Here is a 26,204-nt window from a genome sequence, read left to right on the forward strand (position 1 = left end):
GCCGCCGATGGTCTTGCCCAGGCACAGAGCGAGCCTGTGCTTGGTGCTCTCGAAATCCTGGCTGGCCAGCAGCTCGCGCAGATACACCGTCTCGCGCTTGGCGTTGGGCAGCTCGACGCCGATCGCGTTCTTGCCGGGGATCACCGCCACGCGCGCCGAGATCGCGCTCATCGAGCGGGCGATGTCGTCGGCCAGCGAGATCACCCGCGAGGACTTCGTCCCCGGCGCGGGCTCGAGCTCGTAAAGCGTCACGACGGGGCCGGGGCGGACCTGGGTGATCTCGCCGCGCACGCCGAAATCCTCCAGCACCCCTTCCAGCAGCGTCGCGTTCTGTTCGAGCGCATCGGTCGAGATCGAGGTCGCCGGCAGCTTTTTCGGCTCGGCGAGATAGGTCAGGGGCGGCAGTTCGAAGCCTTCGGCGAGGAGCGAGGGCTGGGCCTCGCGCTGGATGCGCTTGCCGGGCTTGGGCGCGGCCGGCGGAGCGGTGACGCGCGGCGCGTTGAGATCGCGCAGATCCTGCGCGTCGTCATCGTAGAAGGGCGCGTCCTCCGGGGCGGGGCGCGCCCCGGGCAGCGGCTCGGGAGCGAAGGCCGGTGCCTGGCGGGCCGCCGCCTCGCCGAATTGCGGCTCTCGGCGGACGCGGCCCATCGCCGGAGCGGGTTCCATGGCGCGGCCGACGCCGCTCGCCACGGGCTGCGGCGCATGCGGCAGGCGGCGCAGGATCATGCCGCGCAGCGCCATCGCGCCATGGGCCAGCCAACCGATCAGGATGACCGCGAGGCCGGGCTCGTCGTCGCGCCGCTCCTCGGTCTCGCTCCAGGATTCATCCTCCTCCTCGCTCTCATGCAGCGGATCCTCGTCGGTGACGAAGCCGAAGCCGGCCGCCGCGGTGATGGAGAGGATGGCGATGCCGGCATAGAGGAAGCCGACGAGGCTGCCGAGCGCCTGGCCGGCGATGCCGACGAGGTTGCGGGTGCCGAAGAGCAGCCCGTCGCCGATGACGCCGCCCATGCCGGTCGGCAGCGGCCAGCGCGGCGTGGCCGGCAGGGCGCTGGCGACGGCGCCGGTGGCGGCGATGCCGATGATCCAGAGCCCGAGCTTGAGCGCGCCGCGGTCGAAGATGTGGAACCGCATCAGCCGCAGCGACCAGATCACCGGCGGGAAGAGCAGCGCCACCACGCCGAGCCCGAGCAGCTGCATCATCAGATCGGCGAGCATGGCGCCGGGCCGGCCGAGCCAGTTGCGGACCGCGCCGCTGGTGGCGTTGTTGAGGCTGGGATCGTCGACCGACCAGGTCGCGAGCGCGATGGCGATCGCGCCGGTCAGCGCGAGCAGGCCCAGCCCGGTGATCTCGGCGGCGCGTCGCGACAGAAACTCCCGCGCCGGGTCGGGCAGGCGGTCCATCAGCGAGGAAGAACGTCGGATCGTGCGCATGCTCTGGGGCCGTTTGGGCTGGTGGCCATGATGGCAAGGGCCGGAGGGAGATCGCGATCCGGCCTGTCCCGCACGTTAGGAAGCGCAGGTTAAGACCCGCTTAACCTTGGGCGTCGATCGGCGCCCGCGGGGCAGCGGGCACGAAAAACCCCGGCGGTCTCCCGCCGGGGCCTCGATGTTTCACGTGAGTCGGGCCGCGCGGGCCGGCTCAGGAATGATAGGCGCGCTCGCCATGCTCGGCGATGTCGAGGCCTTCGCGCTCCTGGTCGGGGGCGATGCGCAGGCCGATGACGACGTCGACGATCTTGTAGAGGATCAGCGAGCCGACGCCGCTGAACACCAGGGTGAACAGCACAGCCTTGATCTGCGCCATCACGGCCGTGCCGAACTCATAGGTGCCGACCGCGAGTTCGCCGGGCTTGCTGGTGTAGTCGGGGATGCCGGCGCCGCCGAGATCGACATTGACCAGGATGCCGGTGGCGATCGCGCCGATGATGCCGCCGATGCAATGGATGCCGAAGACATCGAGCGAATCATCGTAGCCGAGGGCGTTCTTCACCGTCGAGCAGAAGACGAAGCAGACCCCGCCGGCGACGAAGCCGAGGATGATCGAGCCCATCGGTCCGGCGAAGCCGGCCGCCGGGGTGACGGCGACCAGCCCGGCGACCGCGCCCGAGACCATGCCGAGCATCGAGGGCTTGCCCTTGACCGCCCATTCCACGAAGAGCCAGGCGACGGCCGCCGCCGCGGTGGCGACGAAGGTGTTGACCATGGCGAGCGCCGCCGTGCCGTTGGCTTCGAGGTTCGAGCCGGCATTGAAGCCGAACCAGCCGACCCAGAGCAGAGCCGCGCCGATCAGGGTCATGGTCAGCGAATGCGGCGCCATCAGCTCCTTGCCGTAGCCGATGCGCTTGCCGAGCAGGATGCAGCCGACCAGGCCGGCGATCCCCGCATTGATGTGCACGACCGTGCCGCCGGCGAAATCCAGCGCACCCCATTTGAAGAGCATGCCGGCATCGGCGTTGACCGCGTCGAGCGCGGCCTGCGCCGCGGCCTTGCCGTCGGCGGGGGCATCGGCGAGCGCCTTGGCGGCGGCGGCGACGACGTCGGGACCACCCCAGTACCAGACCATATGGGCCATCGGGAAATAGATGAAGGTGACCCAGAGCACCGTGAACAGCAGCAGGGCCGAGAACTTCATGCGCTCCGCGAAGGCGCCGACGATCAGCGCCGGGGTGATGCAGGCGAAGGTCATCTGGAAGCAGACATAGACGAATTCCGGGATGACCACGCCGTTGGAGAAGGTCGCGGCCACGGTCGTCGCGTCGACGCCGCGCAGGAAGGCCTTGGAGAAGCCGCCGACGAAATCGTTGAGGCCGCCGCCATTGGTGAAGGCGAGGGAATAGCCGAAGACGATCCACATCAGCGAGACGATGCAGACGATGGCGAAGACCTGGGTCAGCACCGACAGCATGTTCTTGCTGCGCACCAGGCCGCCATAGAAGAGGGCGAGGCCGGGAATGGTCATCAGCAGGACCAGCACGGTCGAGGTCATCATGAAGGCGACGTCGCCCTTGTTGGGCACGGGGGCGGCCGGCGCCTGGGCCAGCGCGGTGCCGGCGCAGCCGGCGAGGGCCAGCCCGGCCAGACCCGCCCGGAGAGAGGTCTTGAAGGTCATGTCTTGAACTCCTGGAATGGCGCGAAGGCTCAGAGGGCGTCGCCGTCGGTTTCGCCTGTGCGGATGCGCACGGCTTTCTCGATCGCCGAGACGAAGATCTTGCCGTCGCCGATCTGGCCGGTGCGGGCGGCGGCGGTGATCGCCTCGATCACGCGCCCGACCAGCTCGTCGGCCACGGCCACCTCGATCTTGATCTTGGGCAGGAAGCTCACCGCATATTCGGCGCCGCGGTAGATCTCGGTATGGCCCTTCTGGCGGCCATAGCCCTTCACCTCTGTCACAGTCAGCCCGTGCACGCCGATGGCGGTGAGCCCGTCGCGCACCTCCTCCAGCTTGAACGGCTTGATGATAGCCATCACGATCTTCATTGCAGGGTTTCCCCGTTCCGCCGCCCGGTCGTCAGCCCCGGCGAGCCTGTTGCGCATCGCGAGCCTCGGACCGGGCACGCGTCACAGCGTGCAATTCAAGGCGCATGCCAACTCCCGCGCTGCAGCAAGACTGGCAGAACGGGGGCAACGGCGGCGAAAACAGGGAATGGGACCGGGCTTCTGCCTAGGAAAGCGGCAGATGATCGCGAATTAGGCGCCAGCCGTCATGACCTACGGTCAGGACGGGGACGGACCAGCCCTTCCTGTGCGACGGAAGCGACCAGCCGTCCCGCTCGGTCGAAGACCAGCCCGCGGGAAAAACCGCGCGCGCCGGACGAGGAAGGGCTGTCCTGAGCGTAAAGCAGCCATTCATCGGCGCGGAACGGGCGGTGGAACCACAGCGCATGGTCGAGGCTGGCGCCCTGGATATCGGGATCGAAGACCGTCTTGCCATGGGCGATGAGGCTCGAATCGAGCAGCATCAGGTCTGAGGCATAGGCGAGCACGCTCTGATGGATCGCCGGATCGTCCGGCAGGGGCTGGGTGGCCTTGATCCAGACGTTGAATTTCGGCTCGCGGCCGCCGCTGCCGGCATAGCGTTCGAGCTCGACCGGCCTGATCTCGATCGGCCGCTCGCGCAGGTAATAGGCGCGCACCGCGGCGGGCATGCGCGGCAGGATCGTCTCGCGCATCGCGTCGCGGTCGGGCAGATCCTCCGGCATCGGCACCTCGGGCATCGGCATCTGGTGGTCGTAGCCCTCCTCCGCGGCCTGGAAGGAGGCGGACATGGCGAAGATCGCCTCGCCCTTCTGGATCGCCAGCACGCGGCGCGTGGTGAAGGAGCGGCCGTCCCGCAGCCGGTCGACCTCGTAGATGATCGGCGTCTCGGGATCGCCGGGCAGCAGGAAATAGGCGTGCAGCGAATGGGGCTGGCGTTCCTCGACCGTCTTGCAGGCGGCATAGAGCGCCTGGCCGATGACCTGGCCGCCGAACACCCGCTGCCAGCCGACACGGGGGCTGCGACCCCGGAACAGATTGCGTTCCAGCGGCTCGAGGTCGAGGATCGACAGCAGAGAGTCGCTGATTTCCGACATGATGGGCAGCTCGCTGGACGGCAGGCAGGTGACAGGCTCGGCGGCAAGCCGCACAAGGCTCGCGCAGGGTGCATCAGCACCAAGCGGCGATCCGGCGTCAAGCCACCGCGCCGGCGAAGCCGCGGCGGGGAGCCCGAAGGGAGAGTTCTGATGGCGTCGTCACAGCGTGCTGCGCGCGACAGGATCGCGATCGCCGGCGGCGGGATCGCCGGGTTGGCACTGGCGCTGGCCCTGAAACAGGCGCTGGGCGCGCGGTTCGAGATCCTGCTGGCCGATCCCGGGCTGGCCGCGGCGCCGCGCGGGGATAGTCGCGCCTATGCCGTCGCCGCCGCGGCGCAGAAGATGCTGGAGGCCCTGGGGGTCTGGGATGCGGTCGCGCCCACCGCCCAGCCGATGACCGAGATGGTGGTGACCGACAGCCGCAGCGGCGATGCGGTGCGCCCGGTGTTCCTGACCTTCGACGGCGAGGTCGAACCCGGTCAGCCCTTCGCCCATATGGTCGAGAACGCCGCGCTGCTGGCGGCGCTGCTCGCCGCCTGCCAGAGCGCCGGCGTCGTCCTGCGCGCCGAGGCCCTGCGCCGCTACGCCGCCGAGGAGGATCGAGCCATGCTCGTCTTCGCCGGCGGCGAGACGCTGCCGGCTGCTCTGCTGGTGGCGGCCGACGGCGCCCGGTCGAAGCTGCGGGAGCTGGCGGGAATCGGCTGGGTCGGCTGGGATTATCGGCAATCCGGCATCGTCGCGACGCTGAGCCATGAACGGCCGCATCACGGCCGCGCGGTCGAGCATTTCCTGCCGTCCGGCCCCTTCGCGATCCTGCCGCTGCGCGATGGCGGGACGCTCGGCCATCGCTCCTCGATCGTCTGGACCGAGCGGGCGGAGAACGTCCCGGCGCTGCTCTCTCTGGACCAGGCGGATGTGCTGGTCGAGATCGAGCGGCGCTTCGGGCTGGAGCTCGGCGAGATCGCCCTGGAGAGCCCGGTCAAGGCCTATCCGCTGGGCTTCGGCGTTGCCCGCTCCTTCGTCGCGGAGCGGCTGGCGCTGCTCGGCGACGCCGCCCATCTGATCCACCCGATCGCCGGGCAGGGCCTCAATCTCGGGCTGAAGGATGTCGCGGCGCTGGCCGAGACGATCGTCGACGCGGCCCGGCTCGGGCTCGATCCCGGCTCGGCCGAGGTGCTGGCCGGCTATGAGCGGGCGCGCCGCTTCGACACGGTCGCGATGGGCGTCGTCACCGACGGGCTGAACCGGCTGTTCTCCAACGACGTCACGCCGGTCAGGCTGATGCGCGATCTCGGGCTCGGGCTGGTCGACCGGCTGCCGGGGCTGAAGCGCTTCTTCATCCGCGAGGCCTCCGGTCTCGCCGGCGAGACGCCGCGCCTGCCGAAGGGGCAGGCGCTCTGATCGGCCGAATCAGCCGTCGAGCTGGCGGGCCTCCTCCGGCAGCATGATCGGGATGCCGTCGCGAATGGGATAGGCGAGTTTCGCGGCGCGGCTGATCAGCTCCTGCTTCGCCGCATCATATTCCAACGTGGTCTTCGTCACCGGGCAGACCAGGATTTCCAGGAGTTTTGGGTCGATCCGGGTGGCGGGGCTGTCGGGGCTGGTCTGCATGGTTCTGGCCTTTCGGGTGAAATGGGGCCCTGCGCCGCATGGCGCAGGGTGGGATGATCAGCGCCGCGGCAGATCGGCCAGCATGCCGGCCGCGACCATCAGCTTCGGCAGGGACAGGCCCGACATGGCGATGGCGTTGACGGTGCTGCGCGTGCGCTCCGCCTCGGCCCCGCGCCGCTGCAGCCAATCCTCGAGCGCCTCGGGCCCGGCGGCGGCGGCCGCGATCTCCTGGGTCAGGCCGGCATGGGCGTCGATGAGCGTCTCCACGGCGCGGTCGCGGGCGAGATGCTCGTAATCATCGGTCGCGGGGACAGCCAGCGCCGCCTCCTCGAGATGCGACAGGCCGAAGACCGAATCGACACCGAAATGAATGCGCGCGACCTCGCCGATGCTGCGGCCGGTGCGCTGCGCGATGTCGACGATATCCGTGGCCTGGGCGAGAGCCGGCAGGCTGGCGACGCGGCTCGCCAGCATCTCCGGCACGCCCTGGGCGGTCAGCACCGCGATGCGCGCCGTGCGCGCCTGGGCGACCGGCTGCGGCAGGATCGCCTCCAGCTCGGCGGCGAGCGCAGTCACGCCCGCGGCGTAATGCGAGACCGTCGCCTCGATCGCGCCCGGTCTGGCGACGCCCCGCCGCAGGAACCAGCGCATCCGGTCGGTGACGAGGTCCTGCGCGTCGCGGTAGAGGCCGAGCTGGATCGCGCCGGGGATCTGCGCGTCGAGCGCGTCGATGGCGCCGTTCAGGGCGATCAGGTCGAAGGAATCGCGGGCGATCGCGTAGGCCGCCGCGATCTCCGGCGCCTGCGCCCGGGCCTGGTCCATCAGCGAGGTCACGATGGCGGGACCGCCGCGATTGATGATGGCGTTGGCGAGCTGGGTCGCGACGATCTCGCGGCGCAGCCTGTGGCTGGCGATGTCGGCGGCGTAGCCCTCGCGCAGCGCCCGCGGGAAATAGCGGATCAGCTCGCTGTTGAGATAGGGATCGTCGGGGATGGCGGATTCCAACAGCGCATCGTGCAAAGCGAGCTTGGCATAGGCGAGCAGCACCGAGAGCTCGGGCCGCGTCAGCGCCTCGCCCCGCTTCTCGCGCTCGGCCAGCACCGCGTCGCTCGGCAGATATTCGACCGTCCGGTCGAGCCGCCCGGCCCCTTCCAGCGTCTGCATCAGCCGCCGCATCGCCGGGATCGCGGCGGTGCCCTGGGCCTCCGTCAGGGAGAGCGCGAGCGTCTGCAGGTAGTTGTTGCGCAGGACGAGCAGGCCGACCTCGTCGGTCATGGTGGCGAGCAGGGCGTTGCGGGCCCCCTCCTCCAGCCGCCCCTGCCGCACCGGATCGGCGAGCGCGATCTTGATGTTGACCTCGACGTCGGAGGTGTTGACCCCGGCCGAGTTGTCGATCGCGTCGGTGTTGAGCCTGACGCCGTTGCGCGCCGCCTCGATGCGGCCGCGCTGCGTCGCGCCGAGATTGGCACCCTCGCCGATGACGCGGGCCCGGATCTCCTGGCCGGTAATGCGGATCGCGTCATTGGCGCGGTCGCCGACCTCGGCATCGGTCTCGTCGCTGGCGCGGATATAGGTGCCGATGCCGCCGAACCAGAGCAGGTCGACGCGCGCCTTCAGGATGGCGCTCATCAATTCGGGCGGCGTCACCTCGGCGCGGGGCAGATCGAGCAAAGCCTGCATCTCCGGCGAGAGCGGGATGCTCTTGGCCTGGCGGGAATAGACCCCGCCGCCCGCGGAGATCAGCGCCTTGTCGTAATCCTGCCAGGAGGAGCGCGGCAGCGCGAAGAGGCGCTGGCGCTCGGCCAGCGAGACGGCGGGATCGGGCGCGGGGTCGAGGAAGATGTCGCGATGGTCGAAGGCGGCGACCAGCCGGGTCGCGGGCGAGAGCAGCATGCCGTTGCCGAACACGTCCCCGGACATGTCGCCGACGCCGGCGACGGTGAAGGGCGTGGTCTGGATGTCGATGTCGACCTCGCGGAAATGCCGCTTCACCGCCTCCCAGGCGCCGCGGGCGGTGATGCCCATGCCCTTGTGGTCATAGCCCTGCGAGCCACCGGAGGCGAAGGCGTCGCCGAGCCAATGGCCCTTCTCCAGCGAAATGGCGTTGGCGGTGTCGGAGAAGGTCGCCGTGCCCTTGTCGGCGGCGACGACGAGATAGGGGTCGTCGCCATCATGGCGGACGGTGTCGGCCGGCGGCACCACAAGCTCGCCGTCGAGATTATCGGTCAGCTCCAGCAGCGTCCGCACGAAGATGCGGTAGCTCTCCGTCCCCTCCGCCAGCCAGGCCGCGCGGTCGCCGGGCGGGGGCAGCTGCTTCGGGAAGAAGCCGCCCTTGGCGCCGACGGGCACGATCACCGCATTCTTGACCTGCTGCGCCTTGACCAGGCCGAGCACCTCGGTGCGGAAATCCTGCGGGCGGTCGGACCAGCGCAGCCCGCCGCGAGCGACCTTGCCGAAGCGCATATGGATGCCTTCGACGCGCGGGGAATAGACGAAGATCTCGTAGAGCGGCCGGGGCAAGGGCAGGCCGTCGACGCGGGCGCAGTCGAATTTGAAGGAGATGGTGCTGCGCGCATAGCCATCCGCGCCGATCTGGAAGAAGTTGGTGCGCAGCCCGGCATCGATCAGGTTGACCAGGCGGCGCAGGATGCGGTCCTCGTCGAGGCTCGTCACCCCGTCGAGCGCCGTCTCGATCGCAGCCCTGTGCTCGGCCATCCCGCTCTCGCGCGCGTCGGCGGACAGGCGGGGATCGAATTTCGCGATGAACAGCCGGACGAGCGCGGCGGCAATGCCGGCATGGCGGGTCAGCGCATCGGCGATGTAATCCTGCGCATAGGGCGCCCCGACCTGGCGCAGATAGCGCCCGAGCGCGCGCAGCAGCGCCGCCTCTCGCCAAGCCAGCCCCGCCGCCAGCACGAGCTGGTCGAAGCGGTCGGATTCGGCGAGGCCGCGGAACTGCGCCATCAGCGCCGCCTCGATCGCGGGATCGAGCGTGGCGACGTCGATCGTGCCGCCATCGCTGCGCTCCAGCGTCATGTCGTGCAGCCAGATGCGCGCCTCGTCGCTGCCCCGGCCCGTGCCGGGCTGCGGCATGATGTTGTAGGTCCGCTCGTTGACGACGCGGAAACCCATATTCTCGAGCACGGGCACCCGCGCCGAGAGGGAGATCGCGGCACCGCGCGAGAACACCTTGAGATTGGCGCGCGTCGTGGCGTCGCCTTCGCGGCGGTAGAGATTGACGGCGCGGGCGCGCTCGCCGCTCAAGGCCTGCAGCACCTCGATATCGGCCAGGGCATCGGAGGCGGAGAAGCGCTCGCGATAGGCGGCGCCGAAGGCTTCGGCATAGCGCTCGGCCAGCGCGCGGCCGGCCGGGCCGGCCTTCTGCCGGTCGAGCACGTCCTTGAGGCCGTCGCTCCAGGTGCGCACGATGGCGACGATCCCGGATTCCAGCGTGTCGCGGTCGATGCGCGGGGTTTTCCCCTCGTCGCGGCCGATGATGTAATGGGTGCGCGCCAGCGGCCCCTCGGGATAGGCGGGGTAGGCGGCGGAGATGCGGCCCTGATAGATGCGCGCCAGGAACTCGCCGACGCGGCGGCGGACCTGCGTGTCGTAACGATCCTTGGGGATGAAGACGAGGATCGAGACGAAGCGGTCGAATTCGTCGACCCGGGCGAGGGCGCGGATGCGCGGGCGCTCGGTCAGCTGCAGGATGTCGAGCGCGAAGCGCTCCAGCGTCTCGCCGTCGATCTGGAACAGCTCGTCGCGGGGAAAGGCGTCGAGCACGTTCATCAGCGCGCGGCCGGAATAGCTGGCGGCGTCGAAGCCGGTATTGCGGGCGACGCGGGCGACCTTGAGCCGGAGATAGGGGATGGTCGAGGCGCTGCCGGTATAGGCGTTCGAGGTCAGGAGGCCGACGATGCGCAGCTCGCCGTCCAGCCGCCCATCCGGCGTGAACAGCTTCACGCCGACATAATCGAGATGGACGCGGCGGTGGACACGGCTCTTGACGTTGGCCTTGGTGATGATGAGCGCCTGGGGCTTGGCCAGGAAGGCGCGGATCTCCGGCGTGATCGCCACCAATTCGCGGTTCTTGCGCAGGACCTTGACCGTGGGATCGCGCAGGATGCCGAGGCCGGAGCCCTCGATCGGGTCGGCCGCCACGTCGCCGCCCGGGAAGCGATAGGCCCGGATGCCGAGCAGGGTGAAATTGTCGCCGGCGATCCATTCCAGGAACTGCAGCGCCTCGTTGACCTCATCCTCCGGCAGCGGCGGCGGATTGGCGCGGTAGGACTGGATGACCTCGGTGATGCGGCCGCGCATCGCGGCCCAATCCTCGACCGCGCGGCCGACATCGGCATAGACCCGCTCGAGCCCCGTCTTCAGCCGCTCGCGCGCCTCCGGCGAATCGATCCGGTCGAGATGGATATGCAGCAGGCTTTCCCGGCGCGTCCCCTCCGGCGCCCGTCCGGCCGCCTCCCCGGCCAAAGAGAGGAAGCCGCCATCGGCATCGCGCGCCACGGCGAGGATCGGATGGGCGACGAGGCGCGGCTCATAGCCCTGGTCGGTCAGCTCGGCCAGGGTCGAATCGAGCAGGAAGGCCTTGTTGTCGTTGATCACCTCGAGCACCGTCAGCTGGCGCTGCAGCCCGTCGCGCTCGAAAGCCTCGTCGCGGAACTGCAGGGTGATGGCCTCGGGCGGCCGCGGGCTCGCGAGATGCGCATAGGCCGCGGCGGCGGAACGCGCCAGCATCGGCGCGGGCAGCGCGACGAGATCCTCGGCGGCGACCCGGCCATAGAGCAGGCCGATGAAATCCGGCGGCAGGCCGAGATCCGGAGAGGCTGCAGCCTCGATGGCCGCGACCGCCGCCTTGGTCGCATTCGTCAGACGCTTTGCCATGTCCCGCCCTCTGTTATTTTGCCGCAGCGATGGCATAGGCTGAGGAGCCTTTCAACTTTCGTCGCAGACGCTACGTCAAATCGATTGAAACCGCGCGAGCCAAACCGGCCCCGGCGACGAATCACCGGGCGGCGCAGCCCCCTCAGGAGCGATCATGACCAGCAAGCATGACAAACCCATCGTCGGCGAGACGCCGGCGCGCCAGGACGAGCCGCCGATGGTGACGGCGCTGCCCCTGCCGCCGGGCACGCTCAGCGCGGAGAACCAGGCCTATTTCGAGAAATGCCAGGAGAAGCTCGGCTTCATCCCCAATGTGCTGCTCGCCTATGCGCATGACGATGCCAAGCTGACCGCTTTCGCCACGCTCTACAATGATCTGATGCTGGCGCCGTCGGGCCTGTCGAAGCTCGAGCGCGAGATGATCGCCGTGGCGGTGTCGAGCGTGAACCGCTGCTATTACTGCCTGACCGCGCATGGCGCTGCGGTCCGACAGCTCTCGGGCGATCCGGTGCTGGGCGAGCTGATGGCGATGAACTACCGCGCCGCCAATCTCTCGGTGCGCCACCGCGCCATGCTGGATTTCGCGGTGAAGCTCACCGAGACGCCGCATCTGGTGGGGGAAAGCGACCGCAACGCCCTGACCGCCGCCGGCTTCGGCCCGCGCGATCTCTGGGACATCGCCGCGGTCGCGTCCTTCTTCAACATGTCGAACCGCATGGCCTCGGCCGTCGATATGCGGCCGAACCCGCAATATCACGCGCAGGCGCGGTAGCAGCGCGTGAGATCGGGTGCGGGCGGCGGAAAAGAAAACGGCCAGCGGAGACCGCCGGCCGTGAGGTAGCCCGACTACGCTGGCCCGGCCATCCGAACTCCGGGGGGCTGGGGGGCTGACGATCCGAAGATCCTCAGGCCGGGCCGTCGAGGCAACGATGAGGAGTTGAGCCTGCCAGTGCGGCGCCGGATGGGCGCGTTTCCGGCGAAATTGCGGCGAGGCTGACGAAGCCGTGAGCGGCCGGCCGGGACCGGATCGGCGGCGCAGTTCGCCCGTCGCATGCCGGGGAGCACGTATCTTGCCAGCGAAGGAAGGCGGGCGCATCATCCCGCGACGAACCACCGGGCGGGCGCTGTCGCGCCGCTGATCGGGAGGCGCCATGAGTGACAGCGAAACGCCGCAGGCGACGGCGTCCGGCGGTGTGGTGGCGTTCCCCGCCCCTTCCCGCGCCGCCACCGTCACCTTCGACAGGCGGGAATTATCGGAGCTCCTGAACCTGTATGGCCGCATGGTCGCGGCCGGGGAATGGCGCGATTACGCCATCGATTTCCTCAAGGACAAGGCCCAGTTCTCGGTCTATCGCCGCTCCTCGGAGGTGCCGATCTACCGGATCGTCAAGGATCCGGCGCTGGCCAAGCGGCAGGGCGCCTATTCCGTCGTCGCGGCCACAGGGCTGGTGATGAAGCGCGGGCCGGAGCTCTCGCGTGTGCTGCGCGTGCTGGACAGGAAGCTCAGCGTCGTCAGCTGACGAAAGCCCTGCCGCGAAGACCCGCGTCACACAAAAAAACCCCGGCCTCTCGGCCGGGGTCGTCGTTTCTGTCGAGGCAGGAGCGGCTCACTCGTTGCGGTTGCCGAACAGGCTCAGCAGCATCTGGAACATGTTGACGAAGTTCAGGTAGAGCGACAGCGCGCCGTTCACCGAAAGCTTCGCGGCCGATTCCGAGTCGAGGTCGGAGTAGAGATACATCTCCTTCAGGCGCTGGGTATCCCAGGCGGTGAGGCCGGCGAAGACCAGCACGCCGATGACCGAGACCGCGAAGCCGAGCGCGCTCGACTGCAGGAACAGGTTCACCAGCGAGGCGATCACCAGGCCGACCAGGCCCATGATCAGGAAGGAGCCCATGCCGGAGAGCGACTTCTTGGTGGTGTAGCCCGCCAGGCTCAGCCCGCCGAAGGCCGCCGCCGTGATGAAGAAGACGCGCGCGATCGACTCGCCGGTGAAGACGAGGAAGATCGACGACATCGACAGGCCCATCACCGCCGCGAAGGCGAAGAACATGGCGCGCGCGGTCGAGGAGCTCATGCTCTCGGCCTTGAAGGAGAAGAACATGATGAAGGCCAGCGGGGCCAGCATCACCACCCATTTCAGCGGGCTGGCATAGAGCGCGGTGCCGAGCGGGGTCAGCGCCGTGACCTTGCCGGTCGGCGAGACGCCGGCGACGGCCAGCATCGAGATGCCGATGGCGACGAGGCCGGTGATGGCCAGGCCGATCGTCATGTTGTTGTAGACGCCGAGCATGAACGAGCGCAGGCCCTGATCCATCTCGACGGCGCTGGTCTGCTGTGCGCGGCCGGCACCCCAGACTGGAGCATTGCGGTCGAAGTTGCTCATCGAGCGAGTTCCCCTGACGTTGAAACCGAAGACGGGATCGCCCCCGGCGAACCTCATCGTCGCGCACGATCGTGGCGACGGTGAGAATATGAGGGGGATCGCGGCGGCTTTCAAGGGCCGTCATGATTAGCCGCGTCGGCTTCCAAGAAACGCCGGCGCATCCTCATGCTTAACGGGGCCTGCGGCATGTGTAGCAGGCGCCGCCGCGGAATCGATTTTACAAATTCCTTAGGTGAGAAGCGGGTGCTTTCGACAGTATTTGTAGCGTCCCGACAAGGCCAAACAGAACAGTCACGGCGATCGCGGCAGTGGCAGCCAGTATAGCGCCCGTGGGGTCGCCGACGAAGGCGATCTTCATCACCTGAGTCACGACCCCCCAGCCCGCCAGCGCGCCGGCAACCATGCCGAACATCGCCGAAACCAGGCCGATGGCGGCATATTCCAGGGCATAGGACAGCAGAATGAAGCGCCGCGTCGCGCCCAGCGTCTTCAGGATCATCGCGTCATAGAGCCGCGCCCTTTGTCCCGCCGCCAGCGCGCCGCCCAGTACGAGCAGGCTCGCGGCGATGGCGAGGCCCGAGGCACCGCGAATGGCGGTGGCGAGCTGGCCGACGATGGTGTTCACCGCTTCCAGCGCGTCCTTGACCCGCACCGCGGTCACCGCCGGAAACTCCACGGCGAGCCGGCGCAGCAGCGCGGCATCGCTGCCGGTTTCGGCTCCGGCCGCGGGCGTGACCGTGGCGAGATTGGTATGCGGCGCGCCGGCGAAGGTGTTGGGCGAGAACAGCATCACGAAATTGATGCCGAGCGAGCGCCATTCGACGGTGCGCAGATTGGCGACGCGGGCGGTGATGTTGCGGCCGAGCACGTTGACGGTGATCGTGTCGCCGAGCTTCAGGCCGATCCCGGCGGCGATCGGCGCGTCGAAGGAGACCAGCGGCTCGCCGCGATAATCGGCCGGCCACCACGCTCCCTCGGCGAGCTGCGAGCCTTCCGGCATATCGGCGGAATAGGTGATGCCGCGGTCGCCATCGAGGATCCAGGCCGCCTGCTCGCTGGCCTTCACCTCCTCGGCGCGGACGCCGTTCACCGCGACGATCCGCCCGCGCATCATCGGCACGCGCTGCAGGGCGGCGCCCGGCCGCTCCTGCGCGACGAAGGCGTCGAAGCGCGCGGATTCGCTGTTGGGAATGTCGAGGAAGAAGAAGCTCGGCGCCTTCTCCGGCAGCGCCTGGGTCAGCTGCCGGGTGATGCTGGCGTCGATGAAGGCGAGTGCCGAGAGCAGCGCGACGCCGAGCCCGAGCGAGAGCACGAGCGAGGGGGTCAGCGCGCCCGGCCGGTGGCTGTTGGCCAGCGCCATGCGCAAGGCGGGGCGTTTGGGGCGCGGCATGATCCGCGCCAGCGCCATCAGCCCCACCGAGACGCCGCGCAGCAGCAGGAAGACGCCGGTCATCACCGCGATATAGATCAGGGCGATGCGCCGCTCATAGGCGAAGCCGAGCGCGACGCCGATCAGCCCGGCCAGCGCCGCGGCGCCGACCAGCAGATAGAGCAGGCGCGGCCTGCGCGTATCGGGCTGGATCTGGTCGCGGAACAGGGCCGAGACCGGCACGTCATGCGCCCGGCCGAGCGGCAGGATGGCGAAGACAAGCGCGGTCAGCAGCCCGTAGAGCGCGGCGATGGCCAGCTCGGCCGGGGCGACCGTCGCCTCGAACGGCACCGGCAGGATGCCGGCCAGGACATAGCCCAGCGCGAAGGGGGCGGCGGCGCCGAGCACGAGGCCGATGCCGGTGCCGAGCATGGCGACCAGCATGACCTCGGTGAGGTGGATGGCGACGACGCGGCCGCCGCTGGCGCCGACCGCCTTCATCGTCGCGAAATCGAGCTTCTTGGCCTCGACGAAGCGGCGGACCGCATTGGCGACGCCGACGCCGCCGACCAGAAGCGCGGTCAGGCCGACCAGGGTGAGGAATTGCGTGAAGCGTTCGAGATTGCGCTGGAAACTCGGCGCGGCATTGTTGCGCGAGCGGATTTCCCAGCCGGCCTCGCGCTGCTGCGTACCGGCCGCCGCGATCAGCGCCTCCAGCGCGGCTTCATCGGCCCGCCCCTCCGGCAGCACGACGCGATAGGTCCAGCGCACCAGGCTGCCGGGCTGCAGCAGGCCGGTGGTGCGCAGCGTCTCCTCGGTCATCAGCAGACGGGGGCCGAAGCCGACCCCGGCCGCGATCTTGTCCGGCTCGGAGAGCAGATTGGCGCGCAGCTGGATGCGCGCCGCACCGACCGTGACCTCGTCGCCGGGGGCGAGGCCAAGCCGCCCGAACAGGACGGGATCGGCGATGGCGCCATGGACGCCGTCGCGCGTCGCCAGCAGCTCGCGTAACGGGGCCGGTGGCTCGGTCGCGACGGTGCCGAGGCTGGGATAGGCGTCGTCGACCGCCTTGATCTCGACCAGCGCCGCGCCCTTCTCGCCGGCATTGGCCATGCCGCGCATGGTGGCGATGCTGGAGACGGTGCCGCGCGAGCGCAGAAAGGCGAGCTCACCTGGCGTCGCCTCGCGATGCACGAGCTGGAAGGCGGCGTCGCCGCCGAGGATGCGGCGGCCTTCGCGCGAGAGACCCTCGGTGAGGCCGCGTGAGGCGGAGGTGACGGCGGCGATCGTCATCACCCCGAGCGCCAGACAGGCGATGAACACGCCGAAGCCGCGGAAGCCGCCGCGCAGATCGCGCCAGGCCAGTTTGAGCGCGAGCGGCAGGAAGGCGGTACCGCCGGCTCGGGCGGGCTGCGGCGTGACGGGTGCGTGCATCAGGCGACCGCCAGCCCGGCCTCGGCCCGGTCGATCCGCCCGGCGCGCAGGCGCACCGTCCGGTCGCACAGCGCGGCGAGGGAGAGATCATGGGTGACGAGCACCAGCGTCGCCGCGCGCTCGCGCCGCAAGGCGAAGATCAGGTCGACGATCGAGCGGCCGGTGGTCTCGTCGAGATTGCCGGTCGGCTCGTCGGCGACCAGGATCGCCGGATCGGGAGCGACGGCGCGGGCGATGGCGACGCGCTGCTGCTCGCCGCCGGAGAGCTGCGCCGGATAATGATCCATGCGGTCGGCGAGGCCGACATTGCGCAGCTCGGCCTCGGCCCGGCTGAAGGCGTCCGGGTTGCCGGCGAGTTCGAGCGGCAGGGCTACGTTCTCGCGGGCCGTCATGGTCGGGACGAGGTGGAAGGACTGGAACACGATTCCGATATGCCGGCCGCGGAACACCGCCAGCCCGTCCTCGTCGAGCTGGCCGAGATCCTGGCCGGACACCCTGACCAGCCCCGAATCCGGCCGCTCCAGCCCGGCCATCGTCATCAGCAGCGTCGATTTGCCGGATCCGGAAGGGCCGACCAGACCGGTCGCCTCGCCGCCGGCCAGTGCCAAAGAAACGCCCTTGAGGATATGGACGCGGGCGGCGCCACGCCCCAGACTAAGATGGACATCCTGCAATTCAATCGCCGGAGCGGGCATATCGCTCATCGTGACATGATCCTGATTTCAAGCTTTACGACCCGCTCGACCCGCGCTCGCGCACCGATCCAGCCTTTCCGGAGCCGCCCCGCCCCCGGCCGATATGGGCGCGCCCGGGCGCTTGTCCAATCATTGGCCGCGGTTTTTCTGGTGCAGGCCTGCTTCATCCTGGGAATGACCGCCATGGCCGAGGCCCAGAACCGACCGCTCAGGCTCGTGGCCCTGGGCGACAGCCTGTCGGCGGGCTACGGGTTGCCGGCCAATGCCGCCTTTCCCGCGGTGCTGGAAAAGCAGCTGCGCGCCGCCGGGCTCGCGGTCGAGGTCGCCAATGCCGGGGTCTCGGGCGATACCTCGCAGGGCGGGCTGGAGCGGCTCGACTGGTCGGTGCCGGACGGGACCGACGGCGTGATTCTCGAGCTCGGCGCCAATGACGCGCTGCGCGGGGTCGATCCGGCGGTGACCGAGAAGGCGCTGGACACGATCATCACCCGGCTGAAGGCGCGCGACATCCCGGTGCTGCTGACCGGCATGTATGCGCCGCGCAATCTCGGCGAGGCTTATTATTCGCGCTTCGACGCGATCTATCCGAGGCTTGCGCAGAAGCACGGGCTGGTGCTTTACCCCTTCTTCCTGGAAGGGGTCGCCGGTGACCGCCGGCTGAACCAGCCCGATCTGCTGCATCCTACGGCAGAGGGCATCGGCGTCATCGTCCAGTCCATCCTGCCGACCGTGCGGCGCTTCATCGCGACGCTGCCGGCCAAATCCTGACCGGGCGCGAGCCCGCTCTCCCTCTCCCGCGCCGTCTGCGCCCGTCTTCCGGAGTTGCCTCGCCATGGACTACCGCCGTCTCGGCCGAACCGATCTCCAGGTCTCGGTGATCTGCCTGGGCACCATGACCTGGGGCCAGCAGAACACGGAGGCCGAAGGCCATGAGCAGATGGATTACGCGCTGGACCAGGGCGTCAATTTCTTCGACACCGCCGAGCTCTACTCCATCCCGCCCAAGCCCGAGACGCAAGGCTCGACCGAGCGCATCATCGGCAGCTGGTTCAAGGCGCGCGGCAACCGCGACAAGGTGATCCTGGCCTCGAAGATCGTCGGCCGCTCGGGCAATGACTGGTTCCGGGACGACAAGGGCCCGACCCGCGTGACCCGCCGGCAGATCGCCAAAGCCGTCGACAAGAGCCTGAAGCGGCTGCAGACCGATTACATCGACCTCTACCAGATCCATTTCCCGGAACGGCCGATGCCCTGGGGCTCCAATCCGACGCGCTTCAGCAAGGCGGCGTTCGAGCGGCCCGATGACGAGACCTCGATCGCCGAACAGCTCGACGGCTTCGCCGAGATGGTCAAGGCGGGCAAGATCCGCCATCTCGGCCTGTCCAACGAAAGCGCCTGGGGCACGATGAGCTTCGTGCGGCAGTCGGAGGTCGGCGGCGGGCCGCGCGTCCAGTCGATCCAGAACGCCTATAATCTCCTGAACCGGACCTTCGAGACGGCGCTGGCGGAGATCGCGCTGCGCGAGGATGTCGGGCTGCTCGCCTATTCGCCGTTGGCGCAGGGCTATCTCACCGGGAAATATCTCGACGGCGCCAGGCCCGCCGGGGCCCGCTCGACCCTGTTCAACCGCGGCCAGCGCTATGAGACGGCGGGTGCGGAGGATGCGATCCGCAGCTATATCGCGCTGGCGAAAGAGGCGGGTCTCGATCCCGCGCAGATGGCGCTGGCCTTCGTGAATGCGCGGCCCTTCGTCACCGCCAACATCATCGGCGCGACCTCCATGGCCCAGCTGAAGACCGATATCGCCGCGGCGCAGGTGACGCTGCCGGCCGATCTCGAGGCGAAGATCGACGCGATTCACCAGCGCGTCGGCAATCCCTGCCCCTGAGGGCGAGACGAGGCTGGGCCGATTCGCTGCAAGCGGGACGCCGGTTAGGCGGGAGCGCAGCCCTGGGGCGTTTCGCCGCGCCCCGCTTTCCGGGATCGGGCGGGTGCGAGGCTGCGGCCCCGGCTCACTTGCAGGCGTCTTCGGCGCGCTTGACCACCTGGGTCAGCCCGGCCAGCGAATATTTGTCGCTGGTGGTGTTGCCGCGCTTGGAGGTGCCCTTGATCTCGAGGGCCGAGCCCTTGCGCATCGCGTCGAGCATGCGCGGCTCCTCGGCCGGGTTCTTCAGCCACATGTTCTGGCCCTTGGCGACCAGCGCGAATTGCTCGGAGCCGATCACCGCCTGATGCTCGACATTCTCCTTGAGGTCGAAATTCATCACGAAGCTGATCTCGTTGCGGACGCCTTCGGCCGGGCGGCTGGAAATGAATAGCAACCCCTCGACATCCTTGAGATTGGCCGGCAGGCGGCTCTCGGCCTTGGACAGCGCGTAACAGACCTTGGAGCGGCCCTGCTGCGACGAGAAGGCCTGCCATTTCCCGGCCGTTTCCAGCAGCAGCGCCTGGGCCTGCCCGGTCGCGGCGCGCTGCGCCTGGGCGGGAGCGGTCGCGATGCAGGCCAGGCCGATCACGGCCAGGGACGCTGCAGCGACGGAGGAGGAGGCCCTGGGGCCGCGACGTCGATCGGTGTGAGTCATGCCTGCATCAATCATTAAAATTCTTAACATCGTCTTCCCGGGGGGATGGTCGATGGCCGCAGAGACGCTTCGGCGGGCGCCGCGACCTGCTGGAGGCGCGCAAAGGATGTCACGATCCTGGCGGAAATGCGAGCGCGCAGCCGGTTCCGTTCGGCCTCCGGGCATGGCACAGTCGCGGCGGACGACCATGCGACGCGGGTCACTCTGGATCGGATATGCGAATCATGGTCGATACGCGAGAACCTCGGATCACTTCCGTGACGCGGGACGGGAGAGATCGCCGATGACGGAGCCTTGCCGATTAGCCTGCCTCGACGCGCCGGGCTCGCCGTGATGCACTTCGCGAGCTCGCTCACGTGACCACTCCGGCCGAATTCGCAGCGCTGGTGGACGCCGTCGCGACGCGACGCGATCGCGAGGCCTTCGCCGTGCTGTTCGATCATTTCGGGCCGCGGCTGAACGGGTTTCTGCTGCGGCAGGGCTGCGATTCCGCGCTGGCCGAGGAGATCGTGCAGGACACGCTGACCACGCTGTGGCGCAAGGCCGATCTGTTCGACCCGGCCAAATCCTCGCTGTCGACCTGGCTCTACCGCATCGCCCGCAACCGCAGGATCGATCTGGCGCGGCGCGATCGCTCGGACAGGATCGATCCGGAAGATCCGATCCTGCACCCGGCGCCGCAGGCCGAGCCGGACCGGCTTATGGACGCCCAGCAGCGCGAGGAGGCGCTGCGCCTGGCGCTGGGATCGCTGCCGGAGGAGCAATTATCGCTGGTCAGGCTCGCCTTCTTCGAAGGGTTGTCGCATGCCGAGGTGGCGGAGCGGACCGGCCTGCCGCTGGGCACGGTGAAGTCGCGGATCCGGCTCGCCTTCTCGCGGCTGCGGCGGGCGCTGGAAGCGGAAGGCGTGGTGGAGGCGGGGTAGACGAGATGAAGGCGCTGCTATGCGAGGCGCTGGGGCCGCCGGAGACCCTGGTGATCCGCGACCTGCCGGAGGACCGGCCGGGACCGGGGCAGATCGCGATCGCGGTCAAGGCGGCGGCGCTCAATTTCTTCGATACGCTGATCATCCAGGGCCGCTACCAGACCAAGCCGGCGCTGCCCTTCTCGCCCTCGGCCGAATGCGCCGGGACGATCGTCGCGCTGGGCCCGGGCGTCAGCGGCTGGCGCATCGGCGAGCGCGTCGCGGCCTGGCTCGGCCATGGCGCCGCCAGGGAACGGGTGATCGTCGATGCGGACTCCGCGGTCCGAATCCCCGAGCGTCTGGACGATGCGCAGGCGGCGGGGCTGTTCGTCACCTATGGCACCGCGATGCACGGGCTGATCCAGCGCGGCGCGCTCGCGACGGGCGAGACCCTGGCCGTCCTCGGCGCGGCGGGCGGCGCCGGGCTGGCGGCGGTCGAGATCGGGGCGCTGCTCGGTGCCCGCGTCATCGCCTGCGCCTCCTCGCCGGAGAAGCTCGCTCTCGCCCGCGAGCACGGCGCGCAGGAGGGGCTTGATTACCAGGCGGAGGATATTCGCGCCGGGCTGCGCCGGCTGAGCGAGGGCCGTGGCATCGACGTGCTCTATGACACGGTCGGCGGCGAGATGGCGGAGCCGGCATTGCGGTCGATGGCGTGGGAGGGCCGCTATCTCGTGGTCGGCTTCGCCGGCGGCGAGATCCCGAAAATCCCGCTGAACCTGCTGCTGCTCAAGGGCTGCGACCTGCGCGGCGTGTTCTGGGGCGAGTTCGTGCGCCGCGACCCGGCGGCGCATCGCGCCAATATGGAGCGGCTGCTGGGCTGGGCGGCCGAGGGGCGGATCCGCGCCCATGTCCATGCGGCGCTGCCGGTGGAGCGCTGGGTGGAAGCCTATGCGCTGATCGGCGACCGCAAGGCGCGTGGCAAGATCGTCCTGACCTTCTGAGACCGGCCCGCCGCTCCGCCCGAAGACCGGCCGTCAGAGCGCGTCCATGGTGCGCCGCGCCTCCTCCCGATGCTCCGGCTTGATCGCCGTGGCGACCGCGGTCAGCGCCGCCGCGATCACGGCCGCGTCGTCGGTGAAGCCGAGCAGCGGCAGGATGTCGGGCAGCGCGTCGAGCGGCAGCACGAAATAGCCGAGCGCCGCCAGCAGCGTCATGCGGACGCGGCGCGGCGTCGCCGGATCACGGGTGCAGTACCAGGCGGCCAGAAGATCCTCGGTGAAGGGTATGCGCTTCGCGACACGCTTCAGCCGGGCGAGAAAGGTCTCGCCGAAGCGCTTCTCGTCGCGCAGGCTCTTGCGGATGGCGGCCATTTCCTCCGGCGTGAAGCGGGAGCTGAAACCCTCGCCCATATCGTCGTCTCCCCTGGTCGATGCGGCGGGCATATGGTCGAGCAGGGCCCTCGCCACAAGAGGCTTCCTGCACATCGGCCTTGACGCCTTGCGGCTTGAAATGCCCCTGCGTCGGCTTAAACCAGCGGCAGTCAATCAAGGACACAGCCTCATGAAGCTCGATTCCTCGCTCTCCGCTATCGTCACCGGCGGCGCTTCCGGCCTGGGCGAAGGCACGGCGCGCATGCTCGCCGCCCAGGGCGTCAAGGTCGCGCTGCTCGATATGAACGCCGAACGCGGCGAAAAGATCGCAGCCGAGATCGGTGGCGTGTTCTGTTCCTGTGACGTCACCGACGAGGCGGCGGTGGATGCGGCGCTCGACAAGGCGCGGGCCGCCCAGGGGGTGGCGCGCATCCTGGTGAATTGCGCCGGGGTCGCGCCGGGCCGGCGGATCGTGTCGAAGAAGCGCGACACCGGCGAGCTGATCGCCCATGACACCGCGCTGTTCGAGAAGACGCTGGCGATCAATCTGGTCGGCACCTTCCGGCTGATCGCGAAATCGGCGGCGGCGCTCGCGGCGCTGGAGCCGATCACCGCGGACGGCTCGCGCGGGGTGTTCGTCTGCACCGCCTCGGTGGCCGCCGAGGACGGGCAGATCGGCCAGGCCGCCTATGCCGCCTCCAAGGGCGGCGTCGCGGCGATGACCCTGCCGATCGCCCGGGATCTCGCGCAGATCGGCATCAGGGTGGTGACGATCATGCCCGGCCTGTTCGAGACGCCGATGTTCGCAGGCCTGCCGGACGAGGCGCGCGCCTCGCTCGCGGCCTCGATCCCGCATCCCTCGCGGCTCGGCCGGGCCGGGGAATATGCGGCGCTGGTCAGGAGCATCATCGAGAACGACATGCTCAACGGCACCTCGATCCGGCTCGACGGCGCGATCAGGCTGGCGCCGCGCTAGGCCGCGGCCGCTCATTCGGCCGATGCGGGCGCCTTGATCTCGTGCTTCAGGATCAGCGGCGTCTGCGCCAAAGCGAAGGCCATGGTCAGGGGCATCACGCCCCAGACCTTGAAGGCCACCCAGAAATCCTGGGTCTGCGTCCGCCAGACGATCTCGTTCAGCGCCGCCAGCACGAAGAAGAACAGGCCCCAGCGGAAGGTCAGCTTGCGCCAGCCCTCCTCGTCGAGCTGCAGCACCGTTTCCAGCACCAGCTCCAGCAGGGAGCGCCCGAACAGAAGCCCGCCCAGCAGGATGCAGCCGAACAGCGCGTTGACGATGGTCGGCTTCACCTTGATGAAGAAGGCGTCGTCCAGCGCGATGGTCAGCCCGCCGAACACCGTGACCACCACCGCATTGACGATGGCCATGCGCGGGAGATGGCCCATCAGGATGCGCGACAGCGCCAGCGCGATCAGCGAGGCGACGATGAAGATGCCGGTGGCGACGAAGATGCGCCGGTCGCTGCTGACGCCGAAGAGCCGGTCGCCATAGGAATTGGCGAAGAAGAAGATCGCCAGCGGCCCGAATTCGAGCGCCAGCTTCAGCAGCGGGTTGATCTTGCCGGCCGCCGGGGGCCGCGCCGTGGTGGTCTCGCTCAATTCGCTTCTCCCAGCCCGGCCACCGCGCGGGCAAAGTCACGGGCCTCGAAGGGCTCGAGATCGTCGACACTCTCGCCCACCCCGATGAAATGCACGGGCAGGCCGAATTTCGCGGCGAGCGCGACGAGGATGCCGCCGCGCGCGGTGCCGTCGAGCTTGGTCATCACCAGGCCGGTGACCCCCGCCGTCTGCTGGAAGGCCTCCACCTGGCTCAGCGCATTCTGCCCGACGGTGGCGTCGAGCACGAGCAGGGCGGCGTGCGGCGCGTCCGGATCCATCTTGCGGATCACCCGCACCACCTTGGCGAGCTCGTCCATCAGGCCGGTCTTGTTCTGCAGCCGTCCGGCGGTGTCGATCAGCAGCACGTCGGTACCGGCCGCCTTGGCCTTCTGCAGCGCCTCGAAGGCCAGCCCCGACGCATCGGCGCCCTGCTGGCCGGAGACGACGCTCGCACCGGTGCGCTCGCCCCAGACCTTGAGCTGCTCGATCGCCGCGGCGCGGAAGGTGTCGCCGGCCGCCAGCATCACCGTCTTCCCCTCCGCCCTGAACTTGGCGGAGAGCTTGCCGATCGTCGTGGTCTTGCCCGAGCCATTGACGCCGACCATCAGGATCACGAACGGCTTTTTCGTGGCGTCGATCACCAGCGGCTGCGCCACCGGAGCCAGGATGGTCTCGACCTCGCTCGCCAGGATCGCCTTCACCTCGGCGGGGTCGATCTGCTTGTCGTAGCGGCCTTCGCCCACCGCCTTGGCTATGCGCGCGGCGGTGGCGAGGCCGAGATCGGCCTGGATCAGGATATCCTCGAGATCCTCCAGCGTCGCGGAATCGAGCCTGCGCTTGCTGAAGATGTCCGAGATCCCGGTGGTCAGCGCGGAGGAGGTGCGGGAGAGCCCCTCGGTCAGCCTGCGCCACCAGCTGCGCTTCGGCTGCGGATCGGCCACCACGGGCGCAACAGGCGGAACGGGCGGAGCGGGCGGAGCGGGTTCGGGCGCGGCCGGGGCGAGCGGCAGCGGCGCGCTCTCGCCCAGCATCAGATCGGGAGAGAGCAGCGCATCGGGCTCCGGCACCGGGGGCGGCGCCTCGGCCGCCGGTGCAACGTCCGGTCCGGCCTCGGTCGGCGCCGGCGCATCGGCCTCGATGCCGAACAGCCTGGAGAAGAAGCCGCGCTTTTTCGGGTCGGTCTCGCTCATCACTCGTCCTGTAGCCCAGCCTCGCCCGCTTCGGCAAAGCAAGGCGGAAACCTCGGTGCCAAGGCCGCGGCTTGCGTCCGCCGGCCGCCTTGGCTAGCGCAATGCCATGACAGCGCCGGATCAACCAGAGATTTCGCAGCCCTCGCCCGAGGAGACGGCCCTGCCGGTGCCGCTGCTCTACCGCGACGCGATGATGCTGGTGATCGACAAACCGGCCGGGCTGCCGGTCCATCGCGGGCCGCAGGCCAAGCGACGGGTGATCCCGGTCCTGACCGATCACCTGGACGCGCTGCGCTTCGGCCTGCCGCGCAAGCCGGAGGCCGCACACCGGCTCGACAAGGACACCTCGGGCTGCCTCGTGCTCGGCCGCCATCCCCGCGCCATGGCCGAGCTCAACCAGATGTTCCGCGACGGGCGCATCGACAAGACCTATTGGGCGATCTGCGAAGGCGGACCGGCCGAGGATCAGGGGCTGATCGATCTCGCACTCGGCAAGCAATCGCCCGAGCGCGGCTGGTGGATGAAGCCCGATCCGGCGGGGCTGCCGGCGCAGACGCGCTACCGCGTGCTCGGCCGCGGGCGCGGGGCGGCGGGGCCGCTATGCTGGCTGGCGCTGGAGCCGCTGACCGGGCGCACCCATCAGCTGCGGGTGCATTGCGCCGCTTCGGGCTTTCCGATCCTCGGCGACGAGATCTATGGGTCGGCCGGTCGCGATGCGGGTCCGGGGCTGCAGCTCCATGCGAGCAGCGTCGTCGTCCCGCTCTACCGGAAGCGTCCGCCGATCCGGGTCGAGGCGCCGCCGCCGGCGCATATGGAAGCCGCGCTCTCCGCCTGCGGATGGTTACCAAAGCCTTGAGATGCGGGGGCGATCCGCCCCGGCGCGTCAATCAATCCTCAAGACGATGCTGCTAGATCCCGGCTCAAGCCCCTCTGGCTCAAGGCCGACATGCTCGCTCCCACACCGTCCGTGTCCGATCTCTCCAGCCTCTCGACCATCGCCGAAGCCCGCGACAGCAGCGACGCGACGATGGCGGCCCTGCTCGGCTGGGTCGAAACCTATCTGATGAGGGGCAATCCCGATCTGGGGCGGGGCGGGGCCGTCTGCCCCTATACCCGCCAGGCTGCGCGGCTCAATGCCGTGCGCCTCGGCGTCGATCTCTCCGGGCCCGACCGGGAGGAGGCGGCCTTCGCCCGGCTGCGCGCAGGCTTCGCGGCGCTGGACGCCATCCCGGTCGCACCGGCCATGGCGCATTTCCGCACCGTGATCATCGGCTTTCCCAATTGTGCCGGCCCCGAGGGCATCGCGATGCTCCAGCGCATCCAGGCGGGGCATAAGTACCACGCGCTGAGCCGAAACCGGATGATCGGGCTGATGCATGACGGCTCGGAAGCGCGCGGGCTGTGGAACCCGGATTTCCGGCCGTTGCGGGCGCCGCTGCCGGTGCTCGCCATCCGCCAGATGGTGGAGCATGACGCGCCCTTCGCCCTGCGCCACCCGCTGCTCCTGCTGCCCTATCTCGCCCGCTTCCGCATGGCGGGGATGAAACGACTCTACGCCCATCTGCGCCCGGCGCGCTGACCGG

The 26,204-nt window shown here is 69.2% G+C and carries 23 protein-coding genes; 10 read left to right on the top strand and 13 right to left on the bottom strand.

The genetic code is table 11. From position 1 onward, the window contains the following. The 4 genes from ASG72_RS05775 to tesB all read right to left on the bottom strand — a co-directional run. Positions 1–1,434: DNA translocase FtsK 4TM domain-containing protein (locus ASG72_RS05775; RefSeq protein WP_162246199.1), on the bottom strand; the 1,434-nt coding region annotated here is incomplete at its 3' end. Positions 1,435–1,642: 208 nt separating this feature from the next. Further along, positions 1,643–3,112 carry an ammonium transporter gene (locus ASG72_RS05780; RefSeq protein ID WP_056710062.1) on the bottom strand — a complete coding sequence of 490 codons (1,470 nt, stop codon included), beginning with the start codon at positions 3,110–3,112 and terminating at the stop codon, positions 1,643–1,645. 29 nt (positions 3,113–3,141) lie between these two features. Then, positions 3,142–3,480, bottom strand: coding sequence for a P-II family nitrogen regulator (locus ASG72_RS05785; protein ID WP_056710064.1), 339 nt, complete (start codon positions 3,478–3,480; stop codon positions 3,142–3,144). 224 nt (positions 3,481–3,704) lie between these two features. Beyond that, the gene (tesB, locus tag ASG72_RS05790; protein WP_056710066.1) at positions 3,705–4,574 is read right to left on the bottom strand and encodes an acyl-CoA thioesterase II; all 870 of its coding nucleotides are present in this window, start codon (positions 4,572–4,574) and stop codon (positions 3,705–3,707) included. A gap of 150 nt (positions 4,575–4,724) precedes the next feature. On the opposite strand from tesB, the gene ASG72_RS05795 reads away from it, so the two are divergent. Next, complete coding sequence (locus ASG72_RS05795; protein WP_056710068.1) at positions 4,725–5,975, top strand: ubiquinone biosynthesis hydroxylase; 1,251 nt, start codon at positions 4,725–4,727, stop codon at positions 5,973–5,975. Between the two features lie 9 nt (positions 5,976–5,984). Here the strand turns inward: ASG72_RS05795 and ASG72_RS05800 are convergent, their stop codons facing one another. Continuing rightward, positions 5,985–6,185 carry a Trm112 family protein gene (locus ASG72_RS05800; RefSeq protein WP_056710071.1) on the bottom strand — a complete coding sequence of 67 codons (201 nt, stop codon included), beginning with the start codon at positions 6,183–6,185 and terminating at the stop codon, positions 5,985–5,987. A gap of 57 nt (positions 6,186–6,242) precedes the next feature. Then, entirely contained in the window at positions 6,243–11,081 is a 4,839-nt protein-coding gene (locus ASG72_RS05805) for an NAD-glutamate dehydrogenase (RefSeq protein ID WP_156395825.1), read from the bottom strand. Between the two features lie 217 nt (positions 11,082–11,298). Between ASG72_RS05805 and ASG72_RS05810 the strand changes: the two genes are divergently transcribed. Continuing rightward, positions 11,299–11,853: a peroxidase-related enzyme gene (locus tag ASG72_RS05810; protein WP_056710159.1), complete on the top strand. Its 555-nt coding sequence runs from the start codon at positions 11,299–11,301 to the stop codon at positions 11,851–11,853. Between the two features lie 379 nt (positions 11,854–12,232). Further along, positions 12,233–12,601: a DUF2794 domain-containing protein gene (locus ASG72_RS05815; protein ID WP_082540127.1), complete on the top strand. Its 369-nt coding sequence runs from the start codon at positions 12,233–12,235 to the stop codon at positions 12,599–12,601. An 87-nt stretch (positions 12,602–12,688) separates the two neighbouring features. Here ASG72_RS05815 and ASG72_RS05820 read toward each other — a convergent pair whose 3' ends face one another. The 3 genes from ASG72_RS05820 to ASG72_RS05830 all read right to left on the bottom strand — a co-directional run bounded on the left by ASG72_RS05820 (position 12,689) and on the right by ASG72_RS05830 (position 16,972). Next, positions 12,689–13,465 carry a Bax inhibitor-1/YccA family protein gene (locus tag ASG72_RS05820; RefSeq protein ID WP_056710162.1) on the bottom strand — a complete coding sequence of 259 codons (777 nt, stop codon included), beginning with the start codon at positions 13,463–13,465 and terminating at the stop codon, positions 12,689–12,691. Positions 13,466–13,682: 217 nt separating this feature from the next. Next, complete coding sequence (locus tag ASG72_RS05825) at positions 13,683–16,268, bottom strand: FtsX-like permease family protein (RefSeq protein ID WP_056710074.1); 2,586 nt, start codon at positions 16,266–16,268, stop codon at positions 13,683–13,685. Then, positions 16,268–16,972 (bottom strand): ABC transporter ATP-binding protein, encoded by a 705-nt coding sequence (locus ASG72_RS05830; RefSeq protein WP_056710076.1) that lies wholly within the window; start codon positions 16,970–16,972, stop codon positions 16,268–16,270. The genes ASG72_RS05825 and ASG72_RS05830 overlap by 1 nt, the downstream gene beginning before the upstream one ends. Positions 16,973–17,137: 165 nt before the next feature. Here ASG72_RS05830 and ASG72_RS05835 point away from each other — a divergent pair, with 165 nt between their 5' ends. Together ASG72_RS05835 and ASG72_RS05840 are read left to right on the top strand one after the other, a co-directional pair. Further along, positions 17,138–17,731: an arylesterase gene (locus tag ASG72_RS05835; RefSeq protein ID WP_056710164.1), complete on the top strand. Its 594-nt coding sequence runs from the start codon at positions 17,138–17,140 to the stop codon at positions 17,729–17,731. A gap of 64 nt (positions 17,732–17,795) precedes the next feature. Then, positions 17,796–18,851, top strand: a complete 1,056-nt coding sequence (locus ASG72_RS05840) for an aldo/keto reductase (protein WP_056710078.1) — start codon at positions 17,796–17,798, stop codon at positions 18,849–18,851. 124 nt (positions 18,852–18,975) lie between these two features. Here ASG72_RS05840 and ASG72_RS05845 read toward each other — a convergent pair whose 3' ends face one another. Next, positions 18,976–19,545: a hypothetical protein gene (locus ASG72_RS05845; RefSeq protein ID WP_244488719.1), complete on the bottom strand. Its 570-nt coding sequence runs from the start codon at positions 19,543–19,545 to the stop codon at positions 18,976–18,978. A 356-nt stretch (positions 19,546–19,901) separates the two neighbouring features. On the opposite strand from ASG72_RS05845, the gene ASG72_RS05850 reads away from it, so the two are divergent. Together ASG72_RS05850 and ASG72_RS05855 are read left to right on the top strand one after the other, a co-directional pair. Further along, positions 19,902–20,468, top strand: coding sequence for a sigma-70 family RNA polymerase sigma factor (locus tag ASG72_RS05850; RefSeq protein WP_056710082.1), 567 nt, complete (start codon positions 19,902–19,904; stop codon positions 20,466–20,468). Between the two features lie 5 nt (positions 20,469–20,473). Next, complete coding sequence (locus ASG72_RS05855; RefSeq protein ID WP_056710084.1) at positions 20,474–21,448, top strand: NADPH:quinone oxidoreductase family protein; 975 nt, start codon at positions 20,474–20,476, stop codon at positions 21,446–21,448. A gap of 33 nt (positions 21,449–21,481) precedes the next feature. Here ASG72_RS05855 and ASG72_RS05860 read toward each other — a convergent pair whose 3' ends face one another. After that, positions 21,482–21,817, bottom strand: a complete 336-nt coding sequence (locus ASG72_RS05860) for a YkvA family protein (RefSeq protein WP_056710165.1) — start codon at positions 21,815–21,817, stop codon at positions 21,482–21,484. A 190-nt stretch (positions 21,818–22,007) separates the two neighbouring features. Between ASG72_RS05860 and ASG72_RS05865 the strand changes: the two genes are divergently transcribed. After that, positions 22,008–22,793, top strand: coding sequence for an SDR family NAD(P)-dependent oxidoreductase (locus tag ASG72_RS05865; RefSeq protein ID WP_056710087.1), 786 nt, complete (start codon positions 22,008–22,010; stop codon positions 22,791–22,793). Positions 22,794–22,804: 11 nt separating this feature from the next. On the opposite strand, the gene ASG72_RS05870 is transcribed toward ASG72_RS05865, so the two are convergent. Both ASG72_RS05870 and ftsY read right to left on the bottom strand, forming a co-directional pair. Continuing rightward, entirely contained in the window at positions 22,805–23,431 is a 627-nt protein-coding gene (locus tag ASG72_RS05870; RefSeq protein WP_200939902.1) for a septation protein A, read from the bottom strand. Continuing rightward, positions 23,428–24,621: a signal recognition particle-docking protein FtsY gene (gene ftsY, locus ASG72_RS05875; RefSeq protein WP_056710089.1), complete on the bottom strand. Its 1,194-nt coding sequence runs from the start codon at positions 24,619–24,621 to the stop codon at positions 23,428–23,430. Before ftsY ends, ASG72_RS05870 begins: the two co-directional genes overlap by 4 nt. Before the next feature lie 190 nt (positions 24,622–24,811). Between ftsY and ASG72_RS05880 the strand changes: the two genes are divergently transcribed. Both ASG72_RS05880 and ASG72_RS05885 read left to right on the top strand, forming a co-directional pair. Beyond that, positions 24,812–25,477 carry an RNA pseudouridine synthase gene (locus tag ASG72_RS05880; RefSeq protein ID WP_244488723.1) on the top strand — a complete coding sequence of 222 codons (666 nt, stop codon included), beginning with the start codon at positions 24,812–24,814 and terminating at the stop codon, positions 25,475–25,477. A 90-nt stretch (positions 25,478–25,567) separates the two neighbouring features. Beyond that, on the top strand, positions 25,568–26,200 hold the full coding sequence (locus ASG72_RS05885; protein WP_156395827.1) for a DUF6875 domain-containing protein: 633 nt from the start codon (positions 25,568–25,570) through the stop codon (positions 26,198–26,200). The last annotated feature ends 4 nt before the right edge of the window (positions 26,201–26,204 follow it).

The organism is Allobosea sp. Leaf344 (assembly GCF_001426225.1).
Classification (GTDB): domain Bacteria; phylum Pseudomonadota; class Alphaproteobacteria; order Rhizobiales; family Beijerinckiaceae; genus Allobosea.